This is a genomic window from Vibrio injensis, assembly GCF_001895205.1.
GTDB lineage: Bacteria > Pseudomonadota > Gammaproteobacteria > Enterobacterales > Vibrionaceae > Vibrio > Vibrio injensis.
This window is the reverse complement of sequence record NZ_BDJF01000016.1, coordinates 645,554-667,428: the sequence shown is the minus strand read 5'-3', so window position 1 is coordinate 667,428 and position 21,875 is coordinate 645,554. Positions and strand designations below refer to the sequence as shown.

Sequence of the window (21,875 nt, the reverse complement as noted above, 5' to 3'; positions counted from 1 at the left end):
TATTTTTATAACGAGATAATGGTGCGGAAGGAGAGACTTGAACTCTCACACCTTACGGCGCCAGAACCTAAATCTGGTGCGTCTACCAATTTCGCCACTTCCGCATCTCGCTATCGTACCTTATCCTTGAGGAGTAGGTAAAATAAGTGGTGGCTACGACGGGATTCGAACCTGTGACCCCATCATTATGAGTGATGTGCTCTAACCAGCTGAGCTACGTAGCCATCTTTTATAGAGCGAGAAACTATAATCTATTCTCGCTATCAGTTCCAATAGTTTTTATGTATTGAAACTTAAAGAAATAATGGCAGGTCTACCTGGATTCGAACCAGGGAATGGCGGCATCAAAAGCCGCTGCCTTACCGCTTGGCGATAGACCTACGGTGATAAGTTGCTTTGGACAGCTTATCAATAAATGGTGCGGAAAGAGAGACTTGAACTCTCACACCTTGCGGCGCCAGAACCTAAATCTGGTGCGTCTACCAATTTCGCCATTTCCGCATTATTTCCTGAATATTCTACCAAAGAACACTTAGGAAATGGTGGCTACGACGGGATTCGAACCTGTGACCCCATCATTATGAGTGATGTGCTCTAACCAGCTGAGCTACGTAGCCAATTGCTAAACTGCTTATCACTCACAGTCAGCCTTAAATTTCGAAGTTTTGAAGTTGCCTTCTCACTGCGAACGGTGCGCATTATGCGGATATGGCTGTAGAGCGTCAATAGTTTTTTTGAATAAATTCCCGAAAACCAACTGTTCGAGTTTTTTTTAAACAAAGCTGGCTATTTCTGATCAAAATCTATCCCAAAGCGAGAGATTTTCTTATTCTACATCAAACCGATAATCGTAGTTTATTGATGATTGATGTGAAAATAAGCCGTGAACGAGCGTTACAAAAAAGCCAACATTACGTTGGCTTTTTTCGATAGAGGTTAAGTGTTATACATTAAAGCGGAAATGGATGACATCACCATCTTTGACAATATAATCTTTACCTTCTAAGCGCCATTTTCCGGCTTCTTTTGCACCACTTTCACCTTGATATTGGATGAAGTCGTTGTAACCGATCACTTCGGCGCGAATAAATCCACGTTCAAAATCAGTGTGGATTTTTCCTGCCGCTTGAGGGGCTGTAGCTCCTACTGGAACGGTCCAAGCACGGACCTCTTTAACCCCTGCGGTAAAGTAAGTTTGCAAATCAAGCAGTTCATAACCTGAACGAATCACTCGGTTTAAGCCTGGCTCTTCAATACCCAGATCAGCAAGAAACTCAGCACGCTCTTCTTCTTCTAATTCAGATAGTTCAGCTTCAATCGCTGCACATACGGCGACGACAGAGGCATTTTCTTGGGCGGCATGAGCTCGGACTGCATCTAAATAGGGATTATTTTCAAAGCCATCTTCATTCACATTAGCAATGTACATGGTTGGCTTAAGGGTGAGGAAATTAAGGTATCCAACTGCGGCAAGCTCTTCTTTGCTTAAGGGGACAGAGCGTGCAGAGCCCCCTTCAGTCAGTACGGGCAATAGTTTTTCTAAAACAGTAAGCTCAAATTTAGCGTCTTTATCGCCACCTTTGGCACGTTTCGTTTGACGTTGGATCGCGCGTTCGCAACTGTCTAAGTCAGCGAGAGCCAACTCAAGATTGATCACTTCGATGTCTTCAATAGGTGATACTTTTCCTGCGACGTGAACAATATTTTCGTTCTCAAAGCAGCGGACTACGTGACCAATCGCATCAGTTTCGCGGATGTTGGCTAAAAATTTATTACCTAATCCTTCCCCTTTTGATGCGCCAGCGACTAAGCCTGCGATGTCCACAAACTCCATTGTGGTGGGTAATATGCGTTGCGGATTGACAATTTTTGCCAATGCGTCAAGACGCAAATCAGGCACTGGTACGACACCAGTGTTTGGTTCAATAGTACAAAACGGGAAGTTAGCCGCTTCGATACCTGCATTAGTCAGTGCATTAAAAAGAGTTGATTTACCTACGTTAGGTAAACCGACAATGCCACATTTAAAACCCATATTTGGTAACCTTATTCAGCTTTGAACGTGTGTAAGCGGTTTTGCGCTTTAGTTAGGCCATCTTTCAGTAAGATATCGAGACAGCGAACAGACTCATCTACTGCTGCTAGGATGCACTCGTGCTCTTGGTTAGGAGCTTTACTTAACACATAACCTGCCACTTTATCTTTGTGTCCTGGATGGCCAATGCCAATACGAAGACGGTAGAATTCTTTATTGTTGCCTAATTTACTGATGGTGTCTTTTAACCCATTATGACCACCATGTCCGCCACCCTGCTTAAATTTAGCTACACCGGGAGGAAGATCCAGTTCATCATGAGCTATCATGATTTCTTCTGGTTTAATCTGATAAAACTTAGCAAGAGCCGCGACGGCTTTACCGGATAAATTCATATAAGTCGTCGGAATCAGTAAACGTAGGTCTTCGCCATTAACCAAAATACGACCAGTTAATCCGAAGAACTTCACTTCACTTTTTAGTGTCGTATTGTGCACTCTGGCCAGTTCTTCGATGACCCATGCACCTGCATTATGTCGTGTATTGACGTATTCAGGCCCCGGGTTGGCCAGACCGACAAGTAATTTAATTGGTTGACTCAAGGCTAGGATCCCTTCGGAAACGAAAAAAGCGCGGTATGATAGCATAGAAAAGCGCAAAAGGGCGAGATGGCTGATGCTCGACGCCGTGAAACAAAAATACCTCGTCATCTTGACGAGGTATTTTACCGATCAAAGACTACCGCAAGCTTAGTTAAACATAGCAGAGATAGACTCTTCGTTACTGATGCGACGAATCGCTTCTGCAAGCATGGTCGATAAGGTTAGCTGAGTTACTTTACCCGTTGCTGCCATTTCTTTAGACAAAGTGATTGAATCGGTAACGATCACTTGATCAAGTACGGAGTTTTTAATATTTTTGGCCGCATTGCCTGAAAATACCGCATGGGTTGCATAAGCAAATACACGTTTTGCTCCGCGCTCTTTAAGTGCTTCAGCTGCTTTGCATAAGGTGCCGCCGGTATCGATCATATCGTCGACAATCACGCAGTCACGCCCTTCAACGTCACCGATTAAGTTCATGACTTCAGAGACGTTAGCACGCGGGCGACGTTTATCAACAATCGCAATATCAATATCACCGAGTGCTTTTGCTGTTGCGCGAGCACGTACCACACCACCCAGATCCGGAGATACAACAACAGGATCTTCTAGATTACGTGCTTTCATGTCTTCCAAGAGAACGGGAGTACCGAAGATGTTATCTACTGGGACATCAAAGAAACCTTGAATTTGCTCTGCGTGTAGGTCGATGGTTAAGACTCGATCAACCCCTACGTTAGAGAGAAAGTCAGCAACGACTTTCGCCGTAATCGGAACTCGAGCAGAACGCACTCGACGGTCTTGGCGTGCATAGCCAAAGTAAGGGATGACAGCAGTAATACGGCCTGCTGAAGCGCGGCGCATTGCGTCAATCATTACCACCAATTCCATTAAATTGTCATTGGTTGGGGCACAAGTTGATTGAATAATAAATACATCGCTACCACGAACATTTTCGTTGATCTGCACTGCCACTTCTCCATCAGAGAAGCGAGAAACAGTAGCATCACCAAGGGAGATGTATAGACGTTCAGCAATACGTTGGGCTAGTTCAGGTGTGGCGTTACCAGCAAATAGCTTCATATCAGGCACGGTGGAAACCTCAGGGTTGCGTCCAGTTTTTAATTAGGTTGGGTGTCGGCTGATTGGTAATCAGCCAGTGTCTCTTTTAGTGGTGATACGTTGCGGCCTTGAGCGACAAACGCAGAGACAGTGTCTGGGAGTTTCGCAAGGACAGCCTGCGCTTCTTTTTTGCTCGAAAATTCAGCGAAAACGCAAGACCCAGTCCCGGTCAATCTTGACGGCGCGTATTGTAGCAGCCATGAAAGTTGCTTATCAACCTCTGGGTACTCCAATCGGACAATTTTTTCGCAATCGTTTTCGTAGTTCTCATTGAGTAGGGTATTAATATCACGTTTTGCTGTGTTTCTCGGTAAATTGGGATGAGAAAAAATCACTTTTGTTGCAATACTCACATTTGGACGAACCACGAGATAATATTTTTCTTCTGGCTGCACTGGTTGGAGCTTTTCTCCAACACCTTCGGCAAAAGCGGAGAAGCCGTGAATAAAAACTGGAACATCGGCCCCTAAGGTTAAGCCAATTGTGGCGAGTTGATCATCGCTTAACCGACAGCCCCATAAATAATTGAGCGCCACCAATACTGTTGCCGCATTAGAAGAGCCACCACCAATTCCACCGCCCATGGGTAAGCGTTTGATTAATTGAATATCCGCGCCGAGCGAGCTCTGGGTTTGCTGTTGCAAGGCACGAGCTGCACGATAAATCAGATTGTCTTGCAGGGCGACGTCTGCTAACGGAGGTGTGAGAGTGATCTGGCCTGTTTGATTGACGGTAATCGTCAGTTCATCGCCATAGTCAATAAATTGAAATAATGTCTGTAAGTCGTGATAGCCATCAGCACGTTGGCCGGTAATGTACAAAAACAGATTTAATTTAGCGGGTGATGGCCACACCGTTGTTTGTTGTATCATGGCGTGAGTGTCCACTTAGAAATCACTAGGTTAATCGAAGTATCCTGTTGGGTGAGCAATACTCGGTCTGGCAAAGGAAGAGGTTTATCTTGCCAGGGGTATTCGCGGTAGCGATGATAATCCACAGTCCAGTGAGAAAGGCCTTGTTTTTTTTGTAACCTAGCCAAGGTATTGTTCGAATTTAATTCAAAGTGATCCGCTTGAGTGGGTAAACCGATAATCCACGCTTGTAAAAGTTCGATAGGCAGCGTTAACCCAGTCAGAGAAGCAATCAATTGTTCGGCATTGTCAGCTCGGTAGACGTTGTCATCATGAGTGATGACTTGCGCACCCTGTTGATCAATCGATAAGTTTAATACCGTTTGCCCTAAAAATGTGCTTAGGCGTAGTTGGGTTTGCTGGGGGGAGATTTGCCACTGAAAGTTGAGAGATTGACGCTGATTGGGATCAATATAGGCAAGTTTGCCAACCAGTTGAAACTGCTTAATGGTCTTTAAGCGAGCTTGGTGTGATTGCCATTCTACATCACTAATAGGGTCAGGAAGGCTGCTGCAGCCCCATAACCCTAAGAGTAAGGTGATCATCAGAAAAATACGTGGCGGAAATATTATCATATGCTCGTTATTTATCCATTTATGGGACACAAGAGCCGTCACTATACCATTGATATCACGAACTCGGGAAAACAAATCCCAATCGCTCTTTCAATAAATAGGTGCATCAAGTAAAATTCGCCGCTCAATCCACTTCTTATCAGAGAACCCTCGATACATGTCCTTGCTTGTTATTGGTATCAATCACAATACAGCTTCGGTTGAGTTGCGAGAAAAAGTGGCCTTTGGACCAGATAAACTGTCCGAAGCCTTACGCCATTTATCTGGTCAACCTTATGTCAAGGGAAGTGTGATTTTGTCAACCTGTAACCGAACTGAGCTGTATTGCGATGTTAAGGTGGCAAGTAAGAATAAGCTAATAGAGTGGCTATCTCAGTTTCATCAAGTCAATTTGGAAACGTTAAAACCCAGTTTATATGTTCATGAAGAGCAGGCGGCAATTCGTCATCTGATGCGCGTCGCTTGTGGATTGGATTCATTAGTTTTGGGTGAACCACAGATTTTAGGGCAAGTAAAACAAGCGTATGCGGATTCGCGAGAAAATCGCATGGTGGATTCGGCCTTAGATAAGTTGTTTCAAAAAGCGTTTTCGGTTGCTAAACGCGTGCGGACCGAAACGGATATCGGTGGTCATGCTGTCTCCGTTGCTTATGCCGCCTGTACACTAGCAAAACACATATTCGAGTCATTGACCAAAGCTACGGTGCTGTTGGTTGGAGCAGGAGAGACCATCGAATTGGTTGCTAAGCACTTAGATGGTCACGGTTGCCAGCGAATGATCGTGGCTAACCGAACTCGTGAGCGGGCTATGGCTTTGGCGCAAAATTTTGACGCTGAAGTGATCACCTTAAATGAGATCCCTGATTATTTAGCACAGGCGGACATTGTGATTAGCTCGACCGCTAGTCCACTCCCCATCATTGGTAAAGGGATGGTTGAAAGTGCACTCAAAGCGCGTCGCCACCAACCGATGCTGTTAGTCGATATTGCCGTGCCGCGTGATGTAGAATCACAAGTTAGTGAACTCGATGACGCTTATCTCTATTCAGTGGATGATTTACAGTCCATCGTTGAGAACAATATTGAGCAACGGAAGATTGAGGCGATTCAAGCCGAAGCGATCGTCAGTGAGGAAAGCGCGGAGTTCATGAGCTGGATGCGCTCGCTGCAGGCCGTGGATAGTATTCGTGACTATCGTCAATCTGCGAGTCACATCCGTGAAGAGTTACTCAGTAAAAGTTTACAAGCGTTAGCCGCTGGAGGCGATGCGGAAAAATTGTTGATCGAGTTAAGTAATAAACTGACCAATAGATTAATCCATACCCCAACGCGCGCGTTGCAGATGGCAGCGGAGCAAGGGGAGCCAGCAAAACTGGCAATTATTAGACAAAGTTTGGGTCTTGATGACCTGTAATCATTTCTAAATCCTTATTTATTAAAGAAGAAATTATGAAAGCGTCGATTTTAGTTAAGCTTGAATCTTTGGTGGAGCGCTACGAAGAAGTGCAACACTTATTAGGTGATCCTGCCGTGATCGGTGATCAAAATAAATTTCGATCGCTCTCAAAAGAGTACTCGCAGCTCGAAGAAGTCACCAAATGCTTCCAAGCCTATCAGCAAGCTCAGGAAGATTTGCTGGCTGCAGAAGAGATGGCCAAAGAAGACGACGCGGAAATGCGCGAGATGGCGCAAGATGAGATGAAAACGGCCAAAGCTGAAATTGAGCGCTTAAGTGCTGAGTTGCAAATTTTGTTATTGCCGAAAGATCCGAACGATGATCGCAACTGCTTTCTAGAAATTCGTGCTGGTGCTGGTGGTGACGAAGCCGGTATTTTTGCTGGTGATCTATTCCGCATGTACAGCCGTTTTGCTGAGAAAAAAGGCTGGCGGATTGAAGTCATGTCGGCGAGTGAAGCTGAGCATGGTGGTTACAAAGAGATGATAGCCAAAGTTAATGGTGACGGAGCTTACGGGGTATTGAAATTTGAATCGGGCGGCCACCGAGTGCAGCGTGTTCCCGCGACAGAATCTCAGGGCCGTGTACACACGTCAGCCTGTACCGTGGCGGTCATGCCAGAAATTCCTGAAGCAGAAATTCCTGAAATTAAAGCCAGCGATCTAAAAATTGATACCTTCCGCTCATCAGGAGCGGGTGGTCAGCACGTTAACACGACGGATTCAGCGATTCGGATTACTCACTTGCCGACGGGGATTGTGGTTGAGTGTCAGGATGAGCGTTCTCAACATAAGAACAAAGCTAAAGCGATGTCTGTACTTGGCGCTCGGATTGTTCAAGCGGAAGAGAAAAAACGCGCAGCGGAAATATCCGATACACGACGCAACCTACTCGGTTCAGGCGATCGCAGTGATCGTATTCGTACTTATAACTACCCACAAAGCCGTGTTTCCGATCATCGTATTAACCTCACTATTTATCGTCTCAATGAAGTGATGGAAGGTGATTTACAAGCTTTGATTGATCCCGTTGTCCAAGAGCATCAAGCGGATCTGCTGGCTGCGTTATCCGATAACCATTAGTTGATTAATCGTCATGATGATACAAGCCTTATTGGCTAAGGCGAAGCGGCAATTGACCGAGAGCGGCAGTGATTCGCCGTCTCTCGATGCTACTCTACTGCTTTGCCATGTGTTACAAAAACCACGTTCGTATTTACTGACGTGGCCAGATAAAGTACTCAGCCCAGACTTGGTTTCCGCTTTTGAAGCATTACTCGCACGGCGCATCGTAGGTGAGCCGATCGCTTATATTATTGGGGAACGCGAATTTTGGTCGTTGCCCCTAAAAGTTGCGCCATCGACCTTAATACCTCGACCTGATACTGAGCGCTTAGTTGAATTGGCACTCGATAAAGCTGAGCTTTGTGACGGTGATATCCTTGACTTAGGGACAGGAACTGGGGCTATTGCATTAGCCCTTGCTTCAGAGTTGCCTCAGCGTAATGTGCTGGGTATTGATCTACGCTCAGAGGCCGTTGAGCTTGCCGACGATAATCGCAAACGATTACGAATCACCAATGTCACATTTTTACAAGGCAGTTGGTTTACCCCTCTCGCTAACGGTATAAAGTTTGCTGTGATTGCCTCTAACCCGCCTTACATCGAGGAACACGATCCCCATTTACAGCAAGGCGATGTCCGTTTTGAACCTAAAAGCGCTTTGGTCGCAGGCGATAATGGATTAGCCGATATTAAACATATCGCGATAATGGCTCGTGAATACTTACTCGATCAAGGATGGTTATTGTTTGAACATGGTTATCAACAAGGCAAAGCGGTGCAAGCCATTCTCAATGAACTAGGGTATCAACAAGTGGTTACCGAGCAAGATTATGCTGGTAACGATCGAGTCACCTTGGGTCAATATCGATTTTAAAGAGGAACACATGTACGAAGGACTTAAATCACTCCATCTTTTCACTATTGCGATTAGCGCTTTCTTATTGAGTGTTCGTTATATTTTAATGATGATGGATTCTCATTGGTTACAACATAAGTTTCTGAAAATTTATCCGCACATCAACGATAGTCTGTTATTAATCACTGGAATTTGGCTTATTGTGATCACTGGCTTTATACCTTATACGGCTGCAGCCCCGTGGATGACCGATAAAATTACTTGTGTCTTGGCTTATATTGCTTTGGGCTTTTTTGCCCTCAAATTTGGCCGTAATAAACTGCTACGCTCGTTTGCTTTTCTTGGTGCCATGGGGTGGTTGATTATGGCAGGCAAAGTTACCGCTTCTAAAGCTCCGATGTTTTTCAGTTAATATCATGGACTCGATAAATCTATGTTGAACTTGTTTGATGAAGATTTTGATGCAATGGATTTAGTGGAAGGTGCGCTGGCATTAAATAAGGCCATCAACCCAGAGACAAAGGTCGATTGGGCTCTCGCTGAGTTACAAAAGTTGTATCATCAAGCTGAGCTTGCTTTGGCTGATGAATCGAATGCAAAGCAGCGTTTCGCTCTATTTTTGGATGTTTTTTATCGTCAATGGGGCTTTTGTGGTGATAAAGAGTCCTATTTCCATTCTCGTAATGGTTTTATTGATAAAGTCCTTGAGCGTCGTCAGGGAATACCCGTCAGTCTCGGGGCTTTATTGCTCTATTTTGCTAGGCGCTTTGATTTTCCCGTACAAGGGATTACTTTCCCTACCCAATTTTTACTTGAAGTTCATTGGCCAGACGAAGCGCCCTTGTATCTTAATCCTTTTTCTGGCGAGTTTGTCTCGAAATACATGCTTAATGCGTGGTTGGTTGGTCATAAAGGTCCTTTAGCTCGTTTACAGGCAGAACACATCCAACCGACAGACAATCCAACGATTATTGGTCGTTGGCTAGCCTTATTGAAAAGTGCCTTGTTGCGCGAAGAGCGCTATACTTTGGCGCTGCGCTGCACCAATTTAGCGTTAACTTTTGTCCCTGATGATCCTTATGAGATACGAGATCGTGGTTTTATCTATCAGCAGTTAGATTGTCATCAGGTGGCGTTATCCGATTTCCAATACTTTATTGAACACTGCCCTGATGATCCTGCAGCGCAGTTACTCAAGAATCAAATGAATGCGCTGACGGTTTATCCAGTGACGCTGCATTAATCACAACTTAAGAGAACTCACTATGGAACAAAAAATTGTTCATATCGGTCATATTCCGGTCGCCAATGATCATCCCTTTACGCTGTTTGCGGGTATGAATGTGTTGGAATCTCGTGATTTGGCGATGCAAATTTGCGAGCACTACGTCAAAGTAACCGAAAAGCTTGGTATTCCTTACGTGTTTAAAGCGTCGTTCGATAAGGCTAACCGTAGCTCGGTACATTCATACCGTGGGCCTGGCTTGGAAGAGGGCATGAAAATCTTTCAAGAGCTGAAAGAGACCTTCGGGGTGAAAATCATTACCGACGTACATACCGAAGCGCAGGCTCAACCAGTCTCTGAGGTTGTCGATGTTATCCAGTTACCTGCATTTTTGGCTCGTCAAACGGATTTAGTCGAAGCGATGGCAAAAACGGGCGCAGTTATTAACGTTAAAAAACCGCAGTTTATGAGCCCTGGGCAAGTTGGCAATATTGTTGAAAAGTTCGCGGAATGTGGCAATGAGCAAGTGATTTTATGTGAGCGCGGCGCTTGTCACGGGTACGATAACTTAGTGGTCGATATGCTTGGATTTGGCGTGATGAAAAAAGCCTCTCAAGGCAGTCCAATCATTTTTGATGTTACCCACTCACTACAGATGCGCGATCCATTGGGAGCCGCTTCTGGTGGCCGCCGCGAGCAAACCGTAGAACTGGCTAAAGCTGGATTAGCAACGGGGATCGCCGGTTTATTTATCGAAGCCCACCCAACGCCTGACCAAGCAAAATGTGATGGTCCGTCAGCATTACCATTAGATAAGCTTGAGCCTTTCTTGGCACAAATGAAAGCCTTGGATGATTTGATTAAGAGCTTTGCACCGATCGATATTCGTTAAGTTAAGTCCTTGCGCTTTAAAAAAACGAGTAAGATAATTCCTTACTCGTTTTTTTTGTTTGGGCAATAAGGAGTGGCTAAGTATGACCCCAGCAATTGATTTAGCGAAAAAAAAGCACATCGCCCACACGATTCATCACTATGAGCACGATCCTAGCCACCCTAGCTATGGCTTAGAGGCTGCGCAAGCCTTGGGACAAGATCCGGCGACGGTATTCAAAACGTTATTGTTCTGTCTCAATGGTGAAGCCAAGCATTTAGCCGTTGCGGTGATCCCTGTCGAGAAAAAGCTCAACTTAAAGCTCGCAGCAAAAGCAGCAAAAGCGAAAAAAGCCGAAATGGCTGACCCTGAGGTGGCTCAAAAAGTGACGGGTTATGTGGTTGGTGGGATCAGTCCTTTAGGGCAGAAGAAACGCTTGCCGACTTTTATTCACAGCAGCGCCGAGACATTGACCACTTTGTGTGTCAGTGCAGGGAAGCGTGGTTTAGAGATCGAACTCAGCCCACAAGATCTCGCAAAGCTTACTGGCGGTGAACTTGCTGATTTATGCCAATAAATTTTTCTAGCCTGTTATGGCGAGTTGGTCGCTTGGATACTCTCGTCCATCTCGATGACGTCTATTGATGATCCTCAGATGAACGAGAGCTTTACTTATCATTTTCCTACTTGAATTTGCCACTGCCTTGGCGACATGATCAATGCTTATCCATCTGCGTGTTATCGACGACTTGGTTTTCACCGAGATCTTTTGGTAGTACTAAATTAAGAACAATCGCAACAATCCCACACAGGCTTACGCCTTGTAAACTAAATTCACCAATACCAAATGCCATGCCACCGATGCCAAAGACTAAGGTGACAGCGACAATAACTAGATTTCGTGATTTGTGTAGGTCGACTTGGTTTCGGATCAGCGTGTTGAGCCCAACGGTAGCAATTGACCCAAACAGCAAAATCATAATGCCACCCATTACTGGGATAGGAATGGTTTGTAGCAATGCCCCAAGTTTACCGACCAAGGCTAATATAATCGCCGTTACTGCCGCCCAAGTCATAATCACCGGGTTAAAAGCTTTGGTCAACATGACTGCACCAGTGACTTCACTGTAAGTGGTGTTCGGTGGTGCACCGACCATACTGGCTGCCATAGTGGCAAACCCATCACCTGCAATAGTACGGTGTAAGCCCGGTTTCTTCAGATAATCTTTTCCGGTCACATTGGATATGGCTAACATATCACCTACGTGCTCAACGGCTGGAGCAATCGCGACCGGAATCATAAATAAAATGGCATTAATATTAAATTCAGGAAAGGTAAAGTTTGGCAATGCAAGCCATGCGGCTTGCTGAACAGGAACAAAGCTGACCACACCAAAGTAGAGAGAAACGCTATAACCCGCGGCAATACCTGCGCAAATAGGGATCAGCTTAAAAAAGCCTCGCGAAAAAACACTCACCCCGACAGTGACCAGCAATGAAATCGCAGAGATCCATAATGCAGCTTGTGCATCGATCAGTTGTATTGAACCATCCCCTGTTCTACCCAGAGCCATATTGACTGCGGTAGGCGCGAGACCCAATCCGATCACCATAATAACCGGTCCAACGACCACGGGCGGTAATAGCGTGTGTACAAAGCCCACACCTCGAACTTTAATGATGGCGCCGAGTAACACATAGACTGCGCCTGCGGCCATTAGGCCACCCATTGTTGCGCCAATTCCCCAAGTTTGTACGCCATACATGATCGGAGCAATAAAAGCGAAAGAAGAGGCGAGAAAGATAGGTACAGATCGGCGAGTGATGAGTTGAAAGATTAAGGTGCCTACACCTGCCCCAAACAGAGCAACGTTAGGATCAAGCCCGGTTAGTAATGGAACCAAGACCAGAGCACCAAATGCGACAAATAGCATTTGTGCGCCTTGAATGGCATTTTTCATCGTGTTTTCCCTGAAGCAAAATAAAATTCGCGGGATTCTATCATCTTTGCAAACGATTGCTATGGGTTATAGATCAAACTTTTTCTGGTTTACGCTCATTAATCGATTGAAAAGGTCAGACGTTGTCACTAATGAAGAGGGATTGAGAAGCGGAAAAACTGCGGAAAATTGACACTGGCCCTCGTACAGCGCCTTGCCCCGACCTAGATAGTTGCTTATCATCAATGTTCACTTGGAATCTATGGTAACCGTATGCGCTATTTCGTTTTGTTGTTGATTGGGTTAATCAGTCTGCCTGCATTGGCATTAACCAAAATCAATTTGTACCAAGCTGAAGTTGTGATGGATGAGCAGCACAATGATCCAGAAGCCGAGGCTCGAATTCGTGCCATGCAAGAGGTGGTTATTCGAGCGACGGGTAGTCAGGACTCATTGAGCAATGACGTCGTCAGTAAAGCGCTGCGTCAAAGTGCTCAGTATGCTAATCAGATCAGCTATGGACAACTCAATGATCAAAGAACATTAAGAGTGGCTTTTAGTGGGCCTCGTATCCGCGCACTGTTGACTCAAGCGCATTTAGCGTTTTGGCCTGAAGAACGGGCTAATATTTTAGTATGGTTAGTGGAAGAATCTGACTATGAGCGCCGTATTATTTGGGACCATTCACAAACTGACATGGTATCGCAATTAAAAAGGCAGGCTGAACAGCGAGGTTTACCCTTAACGCTTCCGGTTGGTGACTTTGAGGATGTGACGGGTATCCAGAGTTCTGATCTATGGGGAGGCTTTACGGAGTCCATTGCGACAGCGAGTCAGCGTTACGCCAGTGATGCCATTTTAGTGCTACGAGCTCAAGGTTCTACTTTGCGTTGGGCGTTGTACGATCAATCTGCCGATCAACTGCTAACCTCTCCTAAAGCACCCATGAGCGGGCAGACGTCAGGTGAGGAGGCTGTGAATACATTGATCGACGTATTGGCCAGCCACTATGCTAAAAAAAGTGCTGTGTTAGTCGGCACTGAGTCCTCACAAACCCTTTGGGCTGCATTTAAACCGATTAATAATGCTCGGGCTTTCTTTACCTTAGAGGAGAGCGTCAGACGCTTAAGTTCTGTTGCCTCTTTGGATATTGTGAGTATTCAAGGGGATGAAGTTATCTTCAATGTGCATTTATTAGCTAGCGAAGCAGATTTCGCTCAAGAAGTGCTTCGTCTTCGTCAAGTGACGCAAAGAGCGGCGCCGAAGCTAATTGAGCGTAAGAACGTTCAGCAAGATAAGGCGAAAGATGGTCGTCAGTCAGAGGATGAGTCATCGGTGGTTACCCCCCCTAAAAGAACGCAGCTTTATTTTTCTTGGCAAGATTAAGTGAATTTTCTAAGGGGGGATGAATTTCCCCCTTATGGCATTATCAATGCAAATAACATTAAATAACGACGATTGACGTTATTTGATAAGAGCTATTAAATAAAAAATATTAATAGAGGAGTGGTTATGAGTGAAACAACCAGTCACTGCCAATGTGGTAGTCAAGGAATAGAGACCATTCATCAACGTTTAGCACTCACTCCTCAAGCATCCCATGTGGTGTATGAGCAGCTATCAGCAGCGCTGACACCGAGTCCATCGGTCGAGCATAGGAACCGATACTGGCTAACAAATGCGCAATTATTTGATGGCGAAACCCTGACGATTAAAGCAAATGCTAGTGTATTGATCGACAGTGGCAAAATTATCACGGTTCTTATTGACCAACCATTGCCACTTACCCAAGACAGCGTGATTGATTGTCAAGGCTATACATTAATGCCCGGTTTGATTGACGCTCATTGGCACTCAATGTTGTGTGCCATTATTAAGTCTCAAGCGATGATGGAAGAGATTAGCTATCTTCATCTCCTTGCCGTGAAAGAAGCGAACAATACTTTAATGCGTGGTTTTACGACCGTGAGAGATGCTGGAGGCCCGAGTTTTTCGCTTAAGAAAGCCATTGATAACCACTTGTTTGATGGTCCAAGAATTTATCCTTCTGGAGCAATGATTTCGCAAACATCGGGCCATGCGGATTTTAGAACTTCCGCCGACTTATTTAATTGCAATACACTCAGTAGTATTGAACGCGCTGGTATTTCTTCAATCGCCGATGGCCATGACGCGGTACTCAAGGCTGTTCGTGAACAATTGATGCAAGGTGCGGCGCAAATTAAGATAATGGCTGGAGGAGGAGTTGCTTCTCCTCATGATCATTTGTTTACCAATCAATATACTGAACATGAAATCAAAGCGGCGGTTGCGGCGGCCAGTGACTGGGGCACTTATGTGATGGTTCATGCTTACACCAGTGAGAGTATTCAACGAGCGATCGAATGCGGGGTAAAGTGTATTGAGCATGGTCAGTTATGTGATGAAAAAACGGCCCAGCTGATGGCTAAGCAGGGGATTTGGTGGAGTTTGCAGCCTTTCCTTGCTGATGAAGATTCTAACGTCTATCAAGATGAAGCAAATATTAAAAAGCAGAAATTAGTGGCTGAAGGGACGATAAGAGCTTACGAGCTGGCGAAAAAATATCAGATCAATACTGCTTGGGGCACTGATATCTTATTTACACCAAGCAATCTCAGTAAGCAGGGCAAGATGTTGTCTAAGCTGACACGTTTTTTCACGCCATTAGAAGTCTTAGCGATGGCGACTGGTAAAAATGGGCAGCTGCTAAAATTATCCGGTCACTGTGATCCTTATCCCGGCGCATTAGGCGTGATAAAAGAACAAGCATTGGCTGATATACTTTTAGTCGCGGGAGATCTAAATCATGATATTAGCTTTTTAGAGGATCCTGAGCACAAAATGACGATGATTATCCAAGCTGGAAAAATAAAAAAATCCCTTCTACCGATTTAATGTTAGTCCCAACTTCTTATTGGTTTGGACTAACATTCTCGATTAAAGGTTATTGCTATTATTTAAGGTAACGGCAAGTTGAGCTAGGCGCTGACCAAGACGTTGTGCTAATTCACTTTCATCATGACTTAAAGTGGTATTTACAGAGTCTGCCACATGACTGGCTCCGTAGGGAGTACCTCCCGTTCGGGTTGTATGTAACTTAGGCTCTGAATAAGGAATCCCCATGATCAACATGCCATGATGCAGTAAAGGCAGCATCATGGTCTGTTGGGTCGTCTCTTGTCCACCGTGTAACGTTGCTGAGCTAGTAAATACGCAGGCAGGTTTATCAATTAACGAGCCTTTAACCCATAGTGGAGTCGTTTGATCCCAAAAATGTTTTAATGGCGCGGCCATATTTCCGAACCAAACGGGGCTGCCAACGGCTAAGCCATGACACTGCTCTAACTCATCTAGGGTTAAGTACGGCTCGCTCGCGTTTCCTTGCGTAGGTTCCAGCTCAGGAACGGTACGCAAAATCGCCTCACATCCAGAGACTGACTCAATGCCTCGGGCAATGTGCCGAGCCAAGCTTTGAGTACTGCCGTGACGGCTGTAGTACAAAACGATCAGACGGGTCATAAGATGTCCAGTACCTGTTCTGGTGGGCGGCCGAGACGGGCTTGTTGATTTACCACAACAATCGGACGTTCGATCAGAGAGGGGTGTTCTGCCATGGCTGAAAATAACGCCTCGTCCGAGAGAGTAGGATCGTCTAAATTCAGGGTTTTGTACAAGGCTTCTTTACAACGCATCATGTCGCGAACCTGACTATGGGGTAACTTTGCATAAATGGCTTTGAGTTGTTCAATCGTCAGTGGAGTTTGTAAATAATGAATAATATTAGGTTGTAGGTTACGCGCTTCTAATAAAGCTAACGTTTCTCGGCTTTTAGAGCAGCGTGGATTATGATAAATGGTAACGGACATCCTTTCTCCTTAATAAAGATGGTTTATTATTTAAGTGGTTCATTATTCCGCGAATTGACGAGGCTGCGTCGTTTTCCCCTGTCGATATTATTAGGGGGTCACTCGTTTGCTGACCATCGACCACTTCAAGTCATTGTTGGCTAACAATGACTTGAGTCGCTAAATTTATCGTAGCGCTAAAAATCGATCTCTTTGTACCATGAGCTGATCGAGTCGTGCATCATAGCGAGCTTGTTGCAAACTTCCTAAAGGAGCAAGCTGACTGGCTTGGGTATAAAATTGAATCGCTTTATTCCAGTTCGCACCTAAAGCAAAAATTTCGGCTCGGGCTGCTAAATCCTCCGCACTATTACCACTTCGACTGTTGGCCTCTGCTAATAAATGCCATCCATTGACATCATTTGGGCGATCATGTGTGTAGCGCTGTAGCATTCGGATAGCTTCTGGAAACTGGTCATTTTTGATTAAGGCATTGGCGTAGTTTATTACCAACACCGGATTATTGGGTTTACGTTGCAATGCTTGAGCCAGCATAGATTGTGCTTCTGTTGCACGTTCAGTATCAATCAGAAGATCACTCATCGCATCGAGGTAAAAATTATTGTCAGGATGGCTTTGTAGCAACGTTTTTAAGCGGCTTTCTGCTTCGTCGTATTGTTTAGTATCAAGATAAACGAGTGCTTTACCATAATCAAAAGCGGCAGCCATACTCGGGTCCGCTTTTCTTTGGTTACGTTTAAACCAATCTAATGCGGCTTCACTGTTGATTCCGGCGTAACGAGCGACAACTCGCGAGCGTGTTAAATGATAATTCAGAGAAGGAGCAACATTCACACTAGGAAACTGCTGTGCTCGAGCTCGGCTATCCGTAATACGATCTTCGGGTAGAGGGTGAGTCAGTAGCATCGGTGGTGGTGTACTGGCGTAACGATATTCGTCAGCAAGACGACCAAAAAAGCGTGGCATGGCATGCACATCAAACCCAGCTTTAGCTAAAGTTGCAATCCCAAAGCGATCCGCTTCTTTTTCATTACTACGAGTGTAATTAATTTGGCTTTGCATACTACCCGCTGTCGTTGCGGTGATAGCGGCAATTCCTGCTTGAGGCGCGGCGATGGCTAACAGTAGTGATCCAGCTAAGGCGGCAATCGTTGCTGGAGAGCGACGAGCTTGTTCTTCCATGCTGCGTGCTAAATGGCGCTGAGTGACGTGAGCAATTTCATGCGCCATGACAGACGCGAGTTCACTTTCTGATTGAGCGTGTAGCAGTAGGCCAGAATGCAATGCAATATAACCACCGAAAAACGCAAAAGCGTTAATGTTACGATCGCGGATCATGAAGAAGGTAAATGGTGTTTTGACATCGTCGGAGCTAGCAACTAAGCGATAACCCAAGGTTTCGATATACTCATTAATGACAGGATCATTGATGATAGGACGGCTATTACGTAACATGCGCATATACGCATCGCCATAGATAAGCTCTTGATCAATTGTTAATGTTGAGCCCGCTACGGTACCAATATCGGGCAGCTCTATGCTATCACTCCCAAAACGGTTCGCATACGCACCGGAAAGAGGACTTAAGGTTGCCGCAAGGCAGAGGTAAACAAGAGAACGTTTTATTTTCATGGTGATAGGGAATGCTCCAAGCTTATCTTTCTCTAAGACACTGCACGATGTAATTGGTTTCCTACGCCGGAGAAAGTCATCTCGTTTACTGACGGCGGCAGTGGTATTATTGGTGTTTGCTTTATACACTGTGTTGCCACTTCTCCTCGCGTTTGATAACGAGGAACCATCTGATCCATCCATCGGTGGTTTGAGTCTATATTAAGGATTGAGCTCTAAAATGGAACCCAAGATTGTTGATTTGCCTAAGTCGTACTGCCTAATGACATTATTACTTGCAAAGCGTCACATCTTAGCGCTTGATGATAGACAAAATCTCACTATTCTGATTGGCAGGCAGAGTAATGTTGGTGTTCAATGTTATCTCAACACGTTGCCTGTACACTCTGTTAATTTGCCAAATCATGGCTATTTTTCGTGTTCTATTATTAAGGAGAGCCCGCTCGATGTTTGAAATGCTCAATCGTTGGTATCAAAGACGATTCTCCGATCCTCATGCGGTTAGTTTGGTCGCTATCTTATTTTTTGGTTTTGTTATTATCTATTTTTTTGGTCACTTGATCGCCCCATTATTGGTTGCGATTGTCTTGGCCTATCTGCTTGAGTGGCCTGTCACGCAATTATGCCGTTTAGGGATCCCGAGAACCTTATCAGTTTTGGTTATTGTATCGTTGTTTCTCGGGCTCATGTTAGTGGCGTTATTTGGTATTGTTCCAACCATTTGGCAGCAAGTAATTAATTTAATTAATGATATCCCTAATATGTATAACGGTTTGCAAAACTTTATTGCCAGTTTACCGGATCGCTATCCAGAGTTGGCCAATTTACAAATCGTTGAATCGTTAGTGAACAATGCTAAAAATAAAGCATTAAGTATGGGAGAGTCGGTCGTTAAAGGCTCATTAGCATCGTTGGTCAGTTTAGCAACGTTGGCGGTATATTTGATCCTCGTGCCGATGTTGGTGTTTTTTTTACTGAAAGATAAACAAGAAATGATGTCGATCGCGAGTGGCGTCTTGCCTCGAAATCGACGTTTAGCGACCAAGGTATGGTTAGAAATGAATCAACAAATTTCTAATTATATTCGTGGTAAAGTGTTGGAAATTTTAATCGTTGGTGGCGTGAGCTATGTGACGTTTGCGATTTTAGATTTACGTTACTCTGCGCTACTCGCTGTAGCGGTAGGTTTTTCGGTTCTGATCCCCTACATTGGGGCGGCAGCGGTGACAATTCCGGTGGCGATTGTTGGTTTGTTCCAATGGGGATTAACGCCTCAATACTATACCTTATTGGTGGCATACTTCATTATTCAAATTTTGGATGGTAATGTACTGGTGCCTATTTTATTTTCTGAAGCGGTCAATTTGCATCCAGTTGCCATCATCATCGCAGTGTTAGTTTTTGGCGGATTATGGGGATTCTGGGGCGTCTTTTTCGCCATTCCTCTGGCCACATTAGTGAAAGCCGTGTGGCATGCTTTACCCAGTAATGATGACGACACGGCCTCTGTCGATGGTTAAATGATGGCGTGTTTTTTTGCCTCATCATTGAATTGTTAAGCCTCATTATTATAAATGAGGCTTTTTGTTTAAAGATAATTAAGCGATGTTTATGTCGTCGTTGCGGAAAAAGAGTTAACTTTTGCTTACACTCTTAATATCCTCGTTTAAGTTTTGATTGAACTTGGCGATACAGTGATTAAGGCCAACTCCGCCCACATAAAAAATAAAAAGAACATCAGGAAGATTAGTAGAGGGAAATTATGAAATTTAGTCAAAAAATTGTGGCAGCTTCATCTGCACTACTGTTGGTCATTGTCGTTTCATTGTCTGTGCAACAGTTGACGACGGTTCGCTCAGAGGTGCAAGCTTTGGTGCACAGCAGCTTAAAAGAAATGGTTGCTGGAGTAAAAAATACCATTAGCTTGGATATGGGGAGCAAGAAAGGGATGGCTCAAACCATCACCGAAACTTTAGAACTTGATCCTTTAAACCGTCAATATGTCAGTAATGTGCTAGAAAAACCGGCGCTGAAAGGTAGCTTTTTATCCATCGGTTTGGGCTATGAATCAGATGGTTCCATGGTCGAGAATGACGACGGTTGGGATCCGGGTAGTGATTACGACCCAAGACGTCGCCCATGGTATATCGGCGCTAAAGCTCAGAACTCACTCGTCGTTACAGCGCCTTATGCTGACGCGTCGACCAATACGATCATCATTTCTATCGGCACGCCAGTACGTCATGCTGGACGCTTTATCGGCGCAATGTTTTATGATTTAGAGCTGACTCAATTAGCAGAAATGGTTAATCGAATTAACCTGTTTGATGCGGGCTACATGTTTATTGTGACTGCCGATGGCTCAACCATTGCGCACCCTGAAACGCAATATAACGGTCAGAAGTTGACGACCTATTTACCCGATGTTCAATTAAAAGAGGGCATACAGCACGTTGATATTAATGGCCAGTCACACCTAGTCTATTTCAGTCGTGTCGCCAGTGAAAATTGGTATGTGGGAGCAGTGGTTGATGAGTCGCTAGCATTTGTTGCACTGACTAAACTACGTAATAGTTCGATTATTTATACTTTGATTGGTGTGATTGTCAGTATCATTGGCCTGACCTTATTGATCAAGGTATTGATGCGTCCACTGAGCGTGCTGAATCAAGCTATAAAAGATGTTGCTTCGGGACAAGGTGATTTAACTCAACGTCTAGATACCAATACCGATCAAGAGTTTGCTGAGCTTGCTCACGGCTTTAATACCTTCACTGAGACATTACAAACGCAAATCAAGCAATCGAAAGCGATTGGTGAGGAGATCATGCGTGGGGCTGAGCTGACGATCATGAGTGTTGAAGGTTCATCTTCAGCGATGCGCTCTCAGTTGCAAGAGCTTGAGCAATTAGCGACGGCGATGCATGAAATGTCGGTGACCGCGACGGAGGTCGCCAATAATGCTCAAGGGGCCGCCTCTGCCGCAAAAGAAGCCGATGAAGCAACCATTGAAGGTTCGCAAGTTGTGAGTGTAACGACGCAATCGATCGATAAGTTATCCGCGCACATTGAAATGGCTGTTAAAGAAGTTCAAGGTTTGGAGTCGGCAACGGCTAATATTGAAACGATTTTAAAAGTCATTAACGATATCGCCGATCAAACTAACCTATTAGCACTCAATGCGGCGATTGAAGCCGCCCGTGCGGGTGAATCGGGGCGTGGTTTCGCGGTTGTTGCTGATGAAGTACGTACGTTAGCGCAACGAACTCAGCAATCAACGACGGAAATTCGCGGTATGATTGAGCAACTACAGATTGGCTCTAGCTCGGTATCGAAAGCGATGAAAGAGAGTAAAGATACGGCGGTAGATGCGGTTGCCAAAGCGCAGTTAGCCGATGGTGCATTACAGCGTATCCGCCATGCCATTCAGCAAATCAGTGATATGAACTTACAGATTGCTTCTGCGGCGGAACAACAGAGCTTAGTAGCGGAAGAAATTAACAGCAATACGGTGAAGATAAAAGATTTATCAACCCAAGTTTCTGACTCGGCTGAAGAGGCCAATATTGCCATGCAGGTTCAAGCTGAGAACGTGCGTGAGCAAGACGCCATTTTAGGTAAATTTATTGTTTGAGCGTACTGATTGATAATTAATCAGTCGTGACTAAAAAACCGCTCTGTTGATAATAGAGCGGTTTT

At 44.9% G+C, this 21,875-nt stretch carries 20 protein-coding genes and 5 tRNA genes; 11 read left to right on the top strand and 14 right to left on the bottom strand.

The annotated features are described in order from the left end of the window. Window positions 1–19: 19 nt before the first annotated feature. From BSR11_RS08355 to lolB, 10 genes are all read right to left on the bottom strand, one after another. Window positions 20–104, bottom strand: a tRNA-Leu gene (locus BSR11_RS08355). 43 nt (window positions 105–147) lie between these two features. Beyond that, window positions 148–224, bottom strand: a tRNA-Met gene (locus BSR11_RS08350). An 81-nt stretch (window positions 225–305) separates the two neighbouring features. Then, window positions 306–380: transfer RNA gene (locus tag BSR11_RS08345), tRNA-Gln, on the bottom strand. Between the two features lie 36 nt (window positions 381–416). Beyond that, window positions 417–501, bottom strand: a tRNA-Leu gene (locus BSR11_RS08340). Window positions 502–540: 39 nt separating this feature from the next. Beyond that, window positions 541–617, bottom strand: a tRNA-Met gene (locus BSR11_RS08335). A gap of 326 nt (window positions 618–943) precedes the next feature. After that, the gene (gene ychF / locus BSR11_RS08325) at window positions 944–2,035 is read right to left on the bottom strand and encodes a redox-regulated ATPase YchF (RefSeq protein ID WP_072669950.1); all 1,092 of its coding nucleotides are present in this window, start codon (window positions 2,033–2,035) and stop codon (window positions 944–946) included. 11 nt (window positions 2,036–2,046) lie between these two features. Continuing rightward, a complete protein-coding gene (gene pth, locus BSR11_RS08320) occupies window positions 2,047–2,637 on the bottom strand; it encodes an aminoacyl-tRNA hydrolase (protein WP_072670065.1) in 591 nt (196 codons plus the stop codon). A gap of 147 nt (window positions 2,638–2,784) precedes the next feature. After that, entirely contained in the window at window positions 2,785–3,729 is a 945-nt protein-coding gene (locus BSR11_RS08315) for a ribose-phosphate pyrophosphokinase (RefSeq protein ID WP_004394723.1), read from the bottom strand. Window positions 3,730–3,758: 29 nt separating this feature from the next. Beyond that, on the bottom strand, window positions 3,759–4,631 hold the full coding sequence (gene ispE / locus BSR11_RS08310; RefSeq protein ID WP_072669949.1) for a 4-(cytidine 5'-diphospho)-2-C-methyl-D-erythritol kinase: 873 nt from the start codon (window positions 4,629–4,631) through the stop codon (window positions 3,759–3,761). Continuing rightward, entirely contained in the window at window positions 4,628–5,245 is a 618-nt protein-coding gene (lolB, locus tag BSR11_RS08305; RefSeq protein WP_072669948.1) for a lipoprotein insertase outer membrane protein LolB, read from the bottom strand. Before lolB ends, ispE begins: the two co-directional genes overlap by 4 nt. Window positions 5,246–5,402: 157 nt before the next feature. On the opposite strand from lolB, the gene hemA reads away from it, so the two are divergent. The 7 genes from hemA (at window position 5,403) to ybaK (ending at window position 11,294) form a co-directional block, all read left to right on the top strand. Beyond that, window positions 5,403–6,659: a glutamyl-tRNA reductase gene (gene hemA / locus BSR11_RS08300; protein WP_072669947.1), complete on the top strand. Its 1,257-nt coding sequence runs from the start codon at window positions 5,403–5,405 to the stop codon at window positions 6,657–6,659. Between the two features lie 35 nt (window positions 6,660–6,694). After that, window positions 6,695–7,783, top strand: coding sequence for a peptide chain release factor 1 (gene prfA / locus BSR11_RS08295; RefSeq protein WP_072669946.1), 1,089 nt, complete (start codon window positions 6,695–6,697; stop codon window positions 7,781–7,783). Window positions 7,784–7,790: 7 nt separating this feature from the next. Continuing rightward, window positions 7,791–8,639: a peptide chain release factor N(5)-glutamine methyltransferase gene (prmC, locus tag BSR11_RS08290; protein ID WP_422636403.1), complete on the top strand. Its 849-nt coding sequence runs from the start codon at window positions 7,791–7,793 to the stop codon at window positions 8,637–8,639. Window positions 8,640–8,649: 10 nt separating this feature from the next. Then, entirely contained in the window at window positions 8,650–9,033 is a 384-nt protein-coding gene (locus BSR11_RS08285) for a SirB2 family protein (protein ID WP_072669944.1), read from the top strand. A 21-nt stretch (window positions 9,034–9,054) separates the two neighbouring features. After that, on the top strand, window positions 9,055–9,864 hold the full coding sequence (locus BSR11_RS08280) for a SirB1 family protein (protein ID WP_072669943.1): 810 nt from the start codon (window positions 9,055–9,057) through the stop codon (window positions 9,862–9,864). 22 nt (window positions 9,865–9,886) lie between these two features. Next, window positions 9,887–10,738 (top strand): 3-deoxy-8-phosphooctulonate synthase, encoded by an 852-nt coding sequence (gene kdsA, locus BSR11_RS08275; protein ID WP_072669942.1) that lies wholly within the window; start codon window positions 9,887–9,889, stop codon window positions 10,736–10,738. Window positions 10,739–10,820: 82 nt separating this feature from the next. Then, window positions 10,821–11,294 carry a Cys-tRNA(Pro) deacylase gene (ybaK, locus tag BSR11_RS08270; protein ID WP_072669941.1) on the top strand — a complete coding sequence of 158 codons (474 nt, stop codon included), beginning with the start codon at window positions 10,821–10,823 and terminating at the stop codon, window positions 11,292–11,294. A gap of 139 nt (window positions 11,295–11,433) precedes the next feature. Here ybaK and BSR11_RS08265 read toward each other — a convergent pair whose 3' ends face one another. Beyond that, window positions 11,434–12,678 (bottom strand): uracil-xanthine permease family protein, encoded by a 1,245-nt coding sequence (locus tag BSR11_RS08265; protein WP_072669940.1) that lies wholly within the window; start codon window positions 12,676–12,678, stop codon window positions 11,434–11,436. A gap of 252 nt (window positions 12,679–12,930) precedes the next feature. On the opposite strand from BSR11_RS08265, the gene BSR11_RS08260 reads away from it, so the two are divergent. Next, window positions 12,931–14,043, top strand: coding sequence for a DUF8605 domain-containing protein (locus BSR11_RS08260; protein WP_072669939.1), 1,113 nt, complete (start codon window positions 12,931–12,933; stop codon window positions 14,041–14,043). A gap of 126 nt (window positions 14,044–14,169) precedes the next feature. Beyond that, the gene (locus tag BSR11_RS08255; protein ID WP_072669938.1) at window positions 14,170–15,573 is read left to right on the top strand and encodes a metal-dependent hydrolase family protein; all 1,404 of its coding nucleotides are present in this window, start codon (window positions 14,170–14,172) and stop codon (window positions 15,571–15,573) included. Window positions 15,574–15,615: 42 nt separating this feature from the next. Here BSR11_RS08255 and wrbA read toward each other — a convergent pair whose 3' ends face one another. The 3 genes from wrbA to bepA form a co-directional block, all read right to left on the bottom strand. Further along, window positions 15,616–16,197, bottom strand: a complete 582-nt coding sequence (gene wrbA / locus BSR11_RS08250) for an NAD(P)H:quinone oxidoreductase (RefSeq protein ID WP_072669937.1) — start codon at window positions 16,195–16,197, stop codon at window positions 15,616–15,618. Then, window positions 16,194–16,544, bottom strand: a complete 351-nt coding sequence (gene arsC / locus BSR11_RS08245) for an arsenate reductase (glutaredoxin) (protein WP_072669936.1) — start codon at window positions 16,542–16,544, stop codon at window positions 16,194–16,196. Before arsC ends, wrbA begins: the two co-directional genes overlap by 4 nt. Window positions 16,545–16,709: 165 nt before the next feature. Further along, a complete protein-coding gene (bepA, locus tag BSR11_RS08240; protein ID WP_072669935.1) occupies window positions 16,710–18,176 on the bottom strand; it encodes a beta-barrel assembly-enhancing protease in 1,467 nt (488 codons plus the stop codon). 446 nt (window positions 18,177–18,622) lie between these two features. Here bepA and BSR11_RS08230 point away from each other — a divergent pair, with 446 nt between their 5' ends. Together BSR11_RS08230 and BSR11_RS08225 are read left to right on the top strand one after the other, a co-directional pair. After that, the gene (locus BSR11_RS08230) at window positions 18,623–19,696 is read left to right on the top strand and encodes an AI-2E family transporter (protein WP_072669933.1); all 1,074 of its coding nucleotides are present in this window, start codon (window positions 18,623–18,625) and stop codon (window positions 19,694–19,696) included. A gap of 242 nt (window positions 19,697–19,938) precedes the next feature. Further along, window positions 19,939–21,810 (top strand): methyl-accepting chemotaxis protein, encoded by a 1,872-nt coding sequence (locus tag BSR11_RS08225; RefSeq protein ID WP_072669932.1) that lies wholly within the window; start codon window positions 19,939–19,941, stop codon window positions 21,808–21,810. The last annotated feature ends 65 nt before the right edge of the window (window positions 21,811–21,875 follow it).